Below are 10,609 nucleotides of genomic sequence, written 5' to 3' on the forward strand. Positions count from 1 at the left end.
GATGAAAACGTATTTGAATCAGATTTCGGGCATCGACGATGCAATCGTTTCCATGTTTATGAGCAAGCGGTCATGGACGCGCGAAAAGGAATTGCACATTCGTGAAATTTGCCGCACGGTGCTGCGCGCAGACGGCGGCTTGCGGGAATACGACAGCGCACAGGCCGATGCGTTTGCCGAATTTGCAGACTGGATGGACAAGCTGACCAAATGGGGCTGGAAGCACACGACCATGCTGCGCTTTATTGATATGTCGGTCACCGTGGAAGGGCTGCACCGCGCCGGTCAGGACGACTGGGACGCGCACGCCAAGCGTTTCAACAACCGTATCATCCGTTCGAGCACCCGCTTGGCTTCCTTCTCCTATGAAATGTCGGCATGGTATCAGGATAAAATCCTGCCGACCGACCTTGCCCTGCAGGAGCTTGGCCTTGCGGTGCCGCAGACCATCGAGCACGATGGGGTCAAGTACGTCAAGGCGGTCAATGGATACATCCGGGAGGATATGGCGGACAATCCGGACGTCAAACGCGGGCTGTATATGCTGAGCATTCCGAGCAACTTCATTTTCAAAATCGACCTGACCGAATGGGGACACGTTTTCAAGGAGCGCAATGCCAACGGCTCGGCCAATCCGGAGGTCAAGCAGTGCTGCGAAAGCATTGCCGATCAGATCGAGCAGTTCCACCATCAGTTCAACCGCGAGCTGTTCCTCAAAATTCTCAACTGAATGCAAAAGCGGCATAGCTGAAGCTACGCCGCTTTTTTCTATTTTACTTATTTGCACTCCTGTTTCATGGCGAAATAGCCCATCAGCACCGCCCACACATAGGCACACGTCTTGGGAATCATCAGAATGCCGACCAGCGGCACCGCATCTGACCACAGAACCACCGGAATATAGAACGCAAAGCTAAGCACGATGGTCAGCCACATCCAGCGGAACGCACGGTCCTGATGTATTTTCGCCGCCTGATAGAACAGCACAACCACCAGCAGCCCCAAAAGTGCAAAGGGGATGTTACGGTAAATGCCCCAGGAAAGCGGTGCATCCGCGCTCAACCACTGGTTCTGCGGCATCAGGCACAGAACGATGCGCAGCCCTGCCAAACCGTATACCGCTGCGGTCAAGCCGCCGCGCCCAGCGACCTGATACCGCTGCCGCCAAACCAAATAAAGCAGCACATAGAAAATGGTCATGGTGATGGATGTAACGGCCTTTCCCAACCCGAGCGCCGCCGTATAGTTTTCGAGACCTGTGGTGCAAAGCGCCACCGCCCGCGGCACCAAATGAAAGGCGTCGCCCGCCCCCAAGATCACAGCCATCCAGCCAAACAGGCGGAACTGGTGATTTCCCCGACTGCCCCGAATCATCAAAATGCCAATGGTGATGACCGAACACAGATACACAATATCAAAAAGTGTTTCCATAACTGCCTGCATGTTTTACACGTCCTTTCGTTCTGTTTGTTCCTGTACCGCAGCGGCGGCCAAAGCCGCCTTTCCATAATTGCGGCCAAACCAAATGCCGGCCAGCAGCAGCGCCGCACCCAACCCGGAATAAAACACCGCGATAAACCGATCAGGTGCAATACCGGAGACACGTAAACCGATCCCGCCGGTCATCATCACGGCCATGATGCCAAATGCCTTTCCATCAAAGAACTTGAGGAAAAACTGCCGTTCCTCTGCATAGCCTGTAATCCGCGCAGTATGCTTCCGCACCAGTTTCCCAAAAACAAACATTTGAAAAACCGCGAAAACCACTACCGACAGCAACAGATTCCATACCGTAACATATGCCGGATAAACCTGAACACCGATTCGAAAAATATTGAACCCCGCTGCGCACCACACCAGACTGGCGAGGAGCAGCAAGGTATTGCGCTTAACTTTCATAACTTTGTTTCCTTTCCTGTGAACACCGTTCAGTTTGCGGCACAAAACCACTCTCGAACAGAATGGATCAATAAAGCGTCCTGCGAACGATTTCCAGAACGACAGACGGGTCATACTCCTGCCGCTGCAACGCAGACAGCATCAGGGTGAACAGCACCTCTGCAAACTTCTCTGCTGTAAACTGTTCATCAAAGGCATCCGGGCGAATCTTGGCATCCCGCTTCAAAACTGCGCACAATCCGTCCAGAATATGCTGCTGGGTTCGCTGCATCCGTCGCCTGCCATCCGGTTTATCCTCCTGCATGAACCCCAAGGAGTGCATCACAAAAAAACCGGGATATCGCTTGCAGCCATATTCCATGCGCTCATACATCCAAGTAATGCATGTCTGGGTATCCTGAAAGACTGCCTCATCCTCCGGACGATGGAAAATCTCGCACCAGATGCTTTCCACGATGGTGCCGATCAGCTCTGTTTTGGACGAAAAATAATTATAAATAGATCCGACCGAAACACCGCAAGCCGCTGCGACCGAACGGATATTGACCGCCGACCAGCCCTGCCGCTGCATCAGCTCCCGGCTTGTTTTCAGAATCTCCTCTTTCGATGTCACGATGGTATTCATCTTATCCCTCCAATATGAACAACGTTCATTATAGTTTGCCAACGCTTCTCTGTCAATACCAATGCAACACGAAAATTGTATTCTTTTCGAAAATCACTTACACACGAACGCTTCCCTATTTCTCAAGCAAAAGGGTGCTGACCATACCGTCAGCACCCTTCTCCCAGCCGTTATTTCAGCTTTATATCACGTTTCTGTGCCTGCTTTCCCTTACTCTGACGCGGTAGCAGAATCCGTTTCCGCAGATGCCGCGGTTTTGCGCGCAGACTTACGCAGGTCAAACGAGGGGTTAAACGCATAGTAGTTTTTGCTATCCAAATGATCCTGTACGACGCGCAGCGCATCGCCGAAGCGCTGGAAATGCACGATTTCGCGCGCGCGCAGGAACTTGATCGGTTCGCGTACATCCGGGTTGTCGATCAGACGCAGCAGGTTATCGTAGGTTGTGCGGGCCTTCTGCTCTGCTGCCAAATCTTCAAACAAATCCGTGATCGGGTCGCCCTTGCTTTGCAGCGCAGCAGCCGTAAACGGAACACCGGCAGCAGACTGCGGATAGATACCTGTCGTGTGATCAACGAAGTAGGCGTCAAAACCACCTTCCTTGATCTGCTCAGGCGTCAGATTGCGGGTCAGCTGATAGACGATGGCCGCGATCATCTCTTGGTGCGCAAGTTCTTCTGTACCGATATCGGTCAGGATCGCCTTGCCCTCCTTGTACGGCATGGTGTAGCGCTGGTTAAGATAGCGCATCGCCGCGCCAATTTCACCATCAGGTCCGCCAAGTTGTGTAATGACGATTTTTGCCGTCTGCGGGTCGGGATTTTTGATGTTAACGGGATATTGTAAGCGTTTATCGTATGACCACATTAGTTATCCTCTCCTTCCCACGGCCACGGGTCGTCGATCCAGCGCCAGTTGCCAACGCGGGTATCTACCTCGCGCGCGGTCAACGGGCCGAAAGCATCCTCGTATTCCGCTGCGGCCTTATCAAATGCGGTGCGCATTTTGCTGTAATAAGCCAGCGCCGCAGCATTCTTCGGGTGTCCATCCAGATACTGGATGACATCCACCAGCGCAAAATCATACATGCGCACACGGCTGAGCAGTTTTTCGCGTTCGGTCATTGCGGAACGGCCTCCTCTCCGAGGAAGGGTTTGTCGAGCGCCGGAAAAATCGTACCTCGGCTGAAGGCCAGCGCGGGTTCATACGGCGTATCAAAGCTTTGCGCCGGCACAAATGCCATGGCAAGCGAAAGCAGACGGGGATCAATGCTGTCCGCAGGCAGCGCCTGATCGCCCGAAGGATTGGTCGTATTCATATGCAGGTTGCTCCTTGTTTGTCGGTTTGAGGCCTCGCCTCAATCTCAATGTATGCCGCAGGAAAAAAGACGGTGAAAGCATGGATAAACTGTGGTATACTGTAACTATCAAAGGAGGCATGAAACATGGAGCTTTCTGAAATCAGAGAACAGAGCGCAAAAGCGGCAGCACAGGTATGCGACGCCGCCAAACTGCGCGCAGGGGATTTGTTTGTGGTCGGCTGCTCGTCGAGCGAAGTATGCGGCGAGAAGATCGGCACGCATTCCAGCGTCGAGGTAGCAGAAGCCATATTCGAAGGGATTTACAGCGTACTGCACGAGCGTGATATCTACCTTGCCGCGCAGTGCTGCGAACACCTCAACCGCGCGCTGGTGGTCGATCGCGCTGCGTGCGAACGGTTCGGGCTGGATGAGGTCAACGTCATCCCGCAGCCCAAGGCGGGCGGCTCGTTCGCCACGACCGCTTACAAGCGATTTGCCGATCCGGTCGCGGTGGAAACCCTCAAGCAGTCCGCATCCGCGGGCATGGATATCGGCGGCACGCTGATCGGTATGCACATCAAGCCGGTGGTCGTACCGCTGCGCACCGAGGTCAAGCACATTGGCGAGGCCATCCTGCTTTGCGCGCGCCGTCGCGCCAAATTTGTCGGCGGCAGCCGCGCGGTGTATAACGAAAAACTTCTGTGAGGGATTTATGGGACTCAAAGCGGTATTTTTTGATCTGGACGACACATTTTACAGCAGTTTTGGAGCCTGCGACGCATATGCGTATGAGCGCCTTGCCATCTGGGCAGAGCAAACGCTGGGCATTCCCGGCGATACGTTTTTGCAGGCGTTCCATGCAAACCGCCATCGGCTTGCACGGCAGCAGCCCGGCATGCCGCCGGTACATGACCGCGTGCTGTTCGCGCAGGGCGCGCTTGAGCGGCTGGGCTGCAACGCCATCCGCTATTCCCGTCAGGCACATCGGGTCTACTGGGACGCGGTGCTGGAAAAAATGGAGCTGCGCCCGGGTGTGACCGAGCTACTGGCCGATCTGCGGCGGGCAGGCGTCAAGACTGCGGTATGCACGGATATGCTGGCGGATATTCAGATGGAAAAGCTGGAGCATCTCGGCCTTGCGGATCAGGTCGATTATCTGGTTGCGAGCGAAGAGGCCGGCATGGATAAGCCGGGCGCGCCGATGTTCTGGCTGGCGCTGCAAAAATGCGGCTGTCTGCCGGGTGAGGCCGCGATGGTAGGCGATAACTTCCGGCACGACATACAGGGCGCGATGGACGTCGGCATCGCGGGGGTTTGGCTCAACTGGACCGGACTGCCGCGCCCGCAGGACGACCGTCCATACTATGAAGCGGAAACATTTGAGCAGGCGGCGGACTATATCCGCACGCTGCTATGAGGAGGACATGAGCACAATGCAGCATTTTGATTATAAGCCGCGCGGGGTCTGCCCCATGCGGATCTCCTTCGATATGGAGGGGGACAAAGTACACAATGTCGCCTTTCAGGGCGGCTGCAACGGCAACTTGCAGGCCATCAGCCGTGTGGTCGAGGGTATGACCGTCGAGCAGATCGAAGGCTACTTCAAGGGCATTTCCTGCGGCGGCAAGGGCACCAGCTGTTCCGACCAGCTGGCAACCGCCGTGCGTATGGCATATGAACAGAAAAAGGCATGATAAAAAGGACGATGCAGATGCATCGTCCTTTTGTTTTGCCTGTGTTATTTCATGATGTGCAGCACTGGCTGCTCCGCGCCTGCCTGCTCCACGCATACCGCGAGGCGGTAATCCCGGTCGGCAAATTCGGGCAGGAAAAGTGAATAATGCCCGGTGACCTCCGAACAATCCAGCCGCGGCGGCATCCGATGAATGTCGACCCAGAAGCTGCGCAGCGGCAGGTCAAGGCCGCGTCCGGTGGACTTGACAAAGCTCTCCTTGAGCGTCCAGAGCTTATAGAACGCGTCATCTCGCGCAGAAGGCAGAATCGTATTCAGATACCGCACTTCCTCACGGTGGAAAAAGCGGGAGGCAATGTCACGCCGTCCCGGCTCGCAACGCTCAATGTCCACACCGACCGGATGGTCGCTGAGCGCGCACACAGCCCAGTCACCCGAGTGGGACAGGCTGAAATGAATGCCGGGTTCGGATACCAGATACGGTTTTCCTCCTTCGGCAATCGAAATCGCAAGCGGATGAACCACCCAGGGATACTGCTGCGAGACCGCATATTCCAGCAAGAGCGATGCCGCAAAGCCCTGCGCTCTGGCCGTACCATGGCGCCGGTCTATCTGTTCCAAGCGACCGCGGGACAGTCGGGCGCGGGATGCGCCGTCGTCCGGATTCACGGCGGACACCGGAATGGCATATACAGCAGTCAAGAAAATTCCCCCTAAAGATTTGCGTGTTGATATGATGCGTTGCCATACATGATATACCTATTATACCACGATGCAGCAGAGGTTGACAATTATCTTTCTCGCCCCGCAACAAAAAAATGCATGCGGGCGGATTCAAGCGTCTTTCCGCCGCCGCGCAGGGCAGGGATTGACCGTATCAATGGCGCCATGCGGGCAGGCGCGCCGGCAGTCGCCGCAGCGGATGCATTCCGCGCTGTTGGGCGTTTCCCAAACCGAAATATCCAGCTTGCAGGCATGACGGCACGCGCCGCACTGCGTGCATTTTTCCGCATCAATGCGGAAACGGTACAGTGCAATCGGGTTGAACAAGCCGTAAATCGCGCCGAGCGGACACAGATAACGGCAGAACGGGCGATACACCACCACGCTCAGCACCAACAGCACGACCAGAATCGCCATTTTCCACGTGAACAGCCACCCGAGCGCCGCGCGCAGCGGCGGATTGGATGCAATCAGCGGAATGCCGGCAAACAATGTGCCGGAGGGGCAGATATATTTGCAGAACCACGGCTGTCCCTGTCCCACGATATCCAGCACGGTCAGCGGCAAAACAATGACAAAGCCGACCAAAATCACATATTTCAGATACTTGAGCACGCGGTCGCCCGGCAAGCGGCGCAGCTTTTTGGGAAAGGGAATCTTGTGCAGCAGATCCTGCACAAGCCCAAACGGGCACAACCAGCCGCAAACCAGCCTACCGAACAGCGCGCCGAACAGCAGCAGAAAACCGATCACATAAAAGGTGAATTTGTTTGTGCGGCTGGTGATGACAGCCTGAAATGAGCCAATCGGGCAGGAACCCAGCGCGCCCGGACAGGAATAGCAGTTCAGACCAGGGACGCAAACCAGCTTGCTTGCGCCTTTGTAAATGGTGCCGTTGGCAAAACCGGCGGCGTAGCCGTTTGTCAAAGCGGCAAAAAGCAGCTGCACCCATGTGCGGATGTGTTCGCGCAGCTTACCCAAGGCCGATACACTCCATGCAGATATTGACCGCCTTGCGGAATACGATCTGCGTTTCTTCGCGCAGTACGCCCTGCGCCAGAAACAGTACGGCGACCGCCAAGGTGATTACGGCGGCGCGGTTGCGACGGAGAAAGCTCATTCCTGCACCTCAGCCAACATGGCGTCAATGGTCTCTATCCATTTGTCCTTGCTCTGCGCGCTGACAACCGCATAACCGACCTGTTTTCCTTCGCTATCGACAAAGAACGTGGTCGGCACAGCGGAAATCTGCCCCAAAACACCATACAGATCTTCCGAAGGCAGCAGATGCAGGTAGTTTGCGCCGGTTTGTGCCACGATATCACGGGCGGTTTGCACCTGCTCCTCGCTGATCGTGCCGTCCGTATTCAGCACATCGGATACCAAACCCACGATCTGCACGTTTTGATCGGCATACTCCTGCGCAAGTTCGCCCAGATCGGGCATTTCATTGATACAAGGGCGGCAGAACGTGGCCCATACGTTGACCATCGTCAAATCATAGTCCGCCAGAACCGACTGGTCAACGATGTTGCCGTCCAGATCGGCGGTGGAAAAGCTGCTCAGCACACCGGTTTGCTCGGTGGTTTGTCCGGCATCGCTCTGCGAATCGGTTGTCTCCTGTTCGTCCGTGACGGTGAAAGTCTTTTGTTCGGCAGAAGAACAGCCGCCCAGCGCCAGCAGACCTGCCAGCGAAATGCCCAGCAGGACAAACGGGATTCGTTTCATAAAACTCCCTCCGTAATTTTCGATGTGTCTTATTATACGGGTTGAAAAACCGGTCTGTCAACACCCAATCCGTCGAACGAATGATCGACCGTCTTTTCATCAAACCATCTGAATCCATCGAATCGGCAGAAAAAAAGTATGCCCTGCCCCGCTCTGCTTGAGCAGAGTGAGGCAGGACATTTTGTTTGTTTTTTTGTATCGCGCAACTGGCGATTATGCCTTGCCAAGCTCCTTTACGCGAGCCTGCGCCGCTGCAAGGCGGGCGATCGGCACACGGAAGGGCGAGCAGGAAACATAGTTCAGGCCGACATTGTGGCAGAACTCGACGGAGGACAGGTCGCCGCCGTGCTCACCGCAGATGCCCAGCTTGATTTCCGGACGGGTACGGCGGCCTTCCGCTACTGCATAGCGGATCAGCTTGCCAACGCCGTTCTGGTCGAGGCGGGCAAACGGGTCGGACTCGAGGATCTTCTTCTCGAAGTAGGTCTCCAGAATGCGGCCTACGTCGTCACGCGAGAAGCCGTAGGTCATCTGGGTCAGGTCGTTGGTACCGAAGGAGAAGAACTCCGCTTCCTGTGCGATCTCGTTTGCGGTTACGGCCGCACGCGGGGTCTCGATCATCGTACCAATCATATACTTCATCTTCAGGCCGGATGCTTCGATCAGCTCATCCGCCTTGGCCTTGATGACCTTCTTGACAAAGCGCAGCTCATTGATCTCGGATACCAGCGGAACCATGATCTCCGGGGTGATCTTCAGGCCGTCTTCCTTCCAGACGTTGATCGCAGCGGAAATGATCGCTTCGGTCTGCATTTCAGCGATTTCCGGATACAGTACGTCCAGACGGCAGCCACGGGTGCCGAGCATCGGGTTAAACTCGTGCAGGTCGGCAACCTTGCCCTTGAGCTTGTCAAACGAAACGCCCATCTCATTTGCCAGCTCCTGAATATCCTCATCCTCCTGCGGCAGGAACTCATGCAGCGGAGGATCGAGCAGACGGATGGTTACCGGCAGGCCGCCCATCGCGCGGTAAATCGCTTCAAAGTCGCCGCGCTGCATCGGCAGGATCTTGGCAAGCGCGGTCTTACGCTGCTCCACCGTATCGGAAATAATCATCTCACGCACTGCCTTGATGCGTTCGGGATCAAAGAACATATGCTCGGTACGGCACAGGCCGATGCCTTCCGCGCCGAACTTACGCGCCTGCGTTGCATCGCGCGGGGTATCGCCGTTGGTGCGCACCTTGAGCGTGCGGATCTCATCCGCCCAGCCCATGAAGCGGCCGAAATCGCCGGTCAGCTCTGCGTCCTGCGTGTCGATCTTGCCGAGGTATACGTTACCGGTCGAGCCGTCGAGCGAAATGAATTCGCCTTCCTTGACTACGGTGCCGTCGGCAAAGGTCAGGGTCTTGTTCTCTTCGGAAACCTTGATGCCGTTGACGCCAGCGACGCAGCAGGTGCCCATGCCGCGCGCAACAACCGCTGCGTGCGAGGTCATGCCGCCGCGGGCGGTCATGATGCCTTCGGAAACCGCCATGCCGTCGATATCCTCCGGCGAAGTCTCCTGACGCACCAGAACGACCTTCGCGCCGGTCTTGTGAGCGGCTGCGGCCTCTTCCGCGGTGAAGTAAACTGCGCCGCAGGCAGCGCCGGGAGACGCCGGCAGGCCGGTGGTGATCGGGGTGGCTGCTTCCAGCGCCGCCGGGACAAAGGTCGGGTGCAGCAGCGCGTCGAGCTGCTTGGGCTCAACCTTCATGATCGCCTGCTCCTTGGTGCAGACGCCCTCGTCCACGAGGTCAACCGCGACCTTCAAAGCCGCCTGCGCGGTGCGCTTGCCGTTACGGGTCTGGAGCATATAGAGCTTGCCGTTTTCAATGGTGAACTCCATATCCTGCATATCGCCGTAGTGCTGCTCGAGGCGAGAGGAAATGTCCACAAACTGCTGATACACTTCGGGCATGGTGTCCGCGAGTGCGGAGATCGGCTGCGGGGTACGGATACCGGCCACAACGTCCTCGCCCTGTGCGTTCATCAGGAATTCGCCGTACAGCTTCTTTTCGCCGGTTGCCGGGTTGCGGGTGAACGCAACGCCCGTGCCGGAGGTATCGCCCATATTGCCGAATACCATGGACTGTACGTTAACTGCGGTACCCCACGAGTGCGGGATATCGTTCATGCGGCGGTAGGTATTCGCGCGCGGGTTGTCCCACGAACGGAATACCGCGCGAACCGCTTCCATCAGCTGCTTCTTGGGGTCCTGCGGGAAGTCCTCGCCGAGGGACTTCTTATAGTGATCCTTGAACAGGACGATCAGCTCGCTCATATCGTCTGCGTCCAGCTCGTTGTCCAGCTTAACGCCCTTCTTCTCCTTGACCTGATCGATGAAGGTCTCAAAGGTGGACTTGGGCAGCTCCATCACGACGTCCGAGAACATCTGGATAAAGCGGCGGTAAGAGTCACGCGCAAAGCGCGGATTATTGGTCAGTTTTGCAACTGCGTCGCAGATCTCATCGTTCATGCCGAGGTTCAGGATGGTATCCATCATGCCGGGCATGGAAGCGCGCGCGCCCGAACGAACCGAAACCAGAAGGGGCTTCTCCGGATCGCCCAGCGTCTTTCCGGTGACCTTTTCCAATTTATCG

15 protein-coding genes are annotated in these 10,609 nt (G+C 56.3%); 4 read left to right on the forward strand and 11 right to left on the reverse strand.

Annotation, left to right across the window (positions count from 1 at the left end):
• A partial coding sequence (locus ABGT74_RS03460; RefSeq protein WP_346704468.1) for an FAD-dependent thymidylate synthase occupies positions 1–730 on the forward strand: 730 nt, incomplete at its 5' end.
• A 47-nt stretch (positions 731–777) separates the two neighbouring features.
• On the opposite strand, the gene ABGT74_RS03465 is transcribed toward ABGT74_RS03460, so the two are convergent.
• From ABGT74_RS03465 to ABGT74_RS03490, 6 genes are all read right to left on the reverse strand, one after another.
• Complete coding sequence (locus tag ABGT74_RS03465) at positions 778–1,443, reverse strand: hypothetical protein (RefSeq protein ID WP_346704469.1); 666 nt, start codon at positions 1,441–1,443, stop codon at positions 778–780.
• A 3-nt stretch (positions 1,444–1,446) separates the two neighbouring features.
• Positions 1,447–1,899 carry a hypothetical protein gene (locus ABGT74_RS03470; RefSeq protein WP_346704477.1) on the reverse strand — a complete coding sequence of 151 codons (453 nt, stop codon included), beginning with the start codon at positions 1,897–1,899 and terminating at the stop codon, positions 1,447–1,449.
• A gap of 67 nt (positions 1,900–1,966) precedes the next feature.
• Entirely contained in the window at positions 1,967–2,524 is a 558-nt protein-coding gene (locus ABGT74_RS03475) for a TetR/AcrR family transcriptional regulator (protein ID WP_297284058.1), read from the reverse strand.
• A gap of 210 nt (positions 2,525–2,734) precedes the next feature.
• Positions 2,735–3,391, reverse strand: coding sequence for a manganese catalase family protein (locus tag ABGT74_RS03480; protein ID WP_346704470.1), 657 nt, complete (start codon positions 3,389–3,391; stop codon positions 2,735–2,737).
• The gene (locus ABGT74_RS03485) at positions 3,391–3,648 is read right to left on the reverse strand and encodes a spore coat protein CotJB (RefSeq protein ID WP_297274786.1); all 258 of its coding nucleotides are present in this window, start codon (positions 3,646–3,648) and stop codon (positions 3,391–3,393) included. The genes ABGT74_RS03480 and ABGT74_RS03485 overlap by 1 nt, the downstream gene beginning before the upstream one ends.
• Complete coding sequence (locus tag ABGT74_RS03490) at positions 3,645–3,842, reverse strand: spore coat associated protein CotJA (RefSeq protein ID WP_125116521.1); 198 nt, start codon at positions 3,840–3,842, stop codon at positions 3,645–3,647. Before ABGT74_RS03490 ends, ABGT74_RS03485 begins: the two co-directional genes overlap by 4 nt.
• A 126-nt stretch (positions 3,843–3,968) precedes the next feature.
• On the opposite strand from ABGT74_RS03490, the gene ABGT74_RS03495 reads away from it, so the two are divergent.
• From ABGT74_RS03495 to ABGT74_RS03505, 3 genes are read left to right on the forward strand one after another with little or no spacing between them, the layout of a single operon-like run.
• A complete protein-coding gene (locus ABGT74_RS03495; RefSeq protein WP_346704471.1) occupies positions 3,969–4,529 on the forward strand; it encodes a TIGR01440 family protein in 561 nt (186 codons plus the stop codon).
• 7 nt (positions 4,530–4,536) lie between these two features.
• A complete protein-coding gene (locus ABGT74_RS03500; RefSeq protein ID WP_346704472.1) occupies positions 4,537–5,241 on the forward strand; it encodes an HAD family hydrolase in 705 nt (234 codons plus the stop codon).
• Positions 5,242–5,257: 16 nt separating this feature from the next.
• Entirely contained in the window at positions 5,258–5,518 is a 261-nt protein-coding gene (locus tag ABGT74_RS03505; protein WP_346704478.1) for a TIGR03905 family TSCPD domain-containing protein, read from the forward strand.
• A 44-nt stretch (positions 5,519–5,562) separates the two neighbouring features.
• On the opposite strand, the gene ABGT74_RS03510 is transcribed toward ABGT74_RS03505, so the two are convergent.
• From ABGT74_RS03510 to ppdK, 5 genes are all read right to left on the reverse strand, one after another.
• Positions 5,563–6,219: a 4'-phosphopantetheinyl transferase superfamily protein gene (locus tag ABGT74_RS03510; RefSeq protein ID WP_346704473.1), complete on the reverse strand. Its 657-nt coding sequence runs from the start codon at positions 6,217–6,219 to the stop codon at positions 5,563–5,565.
• Positions 6,220–6,351: 132 nt separating this feature from the next.
• Positions 6,352–7,221, reverse strand: a complete 870-nt coding sequence (locus ABGT74_RS03515) for a 4Fe-4S binding protein (RefSeq protein ID WP_346704474.1) — start codon at positions 7,219–7,221, stop codon at positions 6,352–6,354.
• Complete coding sequence (locus ABGT74_RS03520; protein ID WP_346704475.1) at positions 7,214–7,360, reverse strand: CD1871A family CXXC motif-containing protein; 147 nt, start codon at positions 7,358–7,360, stop codon at positions 7,214–7,216. Before ABGT74_RS03520 ends, ABGT74_RS03515 begins: the two co-directional genes overlap by 8 nt.
• A complete protein-coding gene (locus tag ABGT74_RS03525) occupies positions 7,357–7,968 on the reverse strand; it encodes a TlpA disulfide reductase family protein (RefSeq protein WP_297284066.1) in 612 nt (203 codons plus the stop codon). Before ABGT74_RS03525 ends, ABGT74_RS03520 begins: the two co-directional genes overlap by 4 nt.
• A gap of 213 nt (positions 7,969–8,181) precedes the next feature.
• Positions 8,182–10,609: pyruvate, phosphate dikinase (gene ppdK / locus ABGT74_RS03530; protein WP_346704476.1), on the reverse strand; the 2,428-nt coding region annotated here is incomplete at its 5' end.

The sequence above is a fragment of the uncultured Agathobaculum sp. genome (assembly GCF_963927765.1).
GTDB lineage: Bacteria > Bacillota > Clostridia > Oscillospirales > Butyricicoccaceae > Agathobaculum.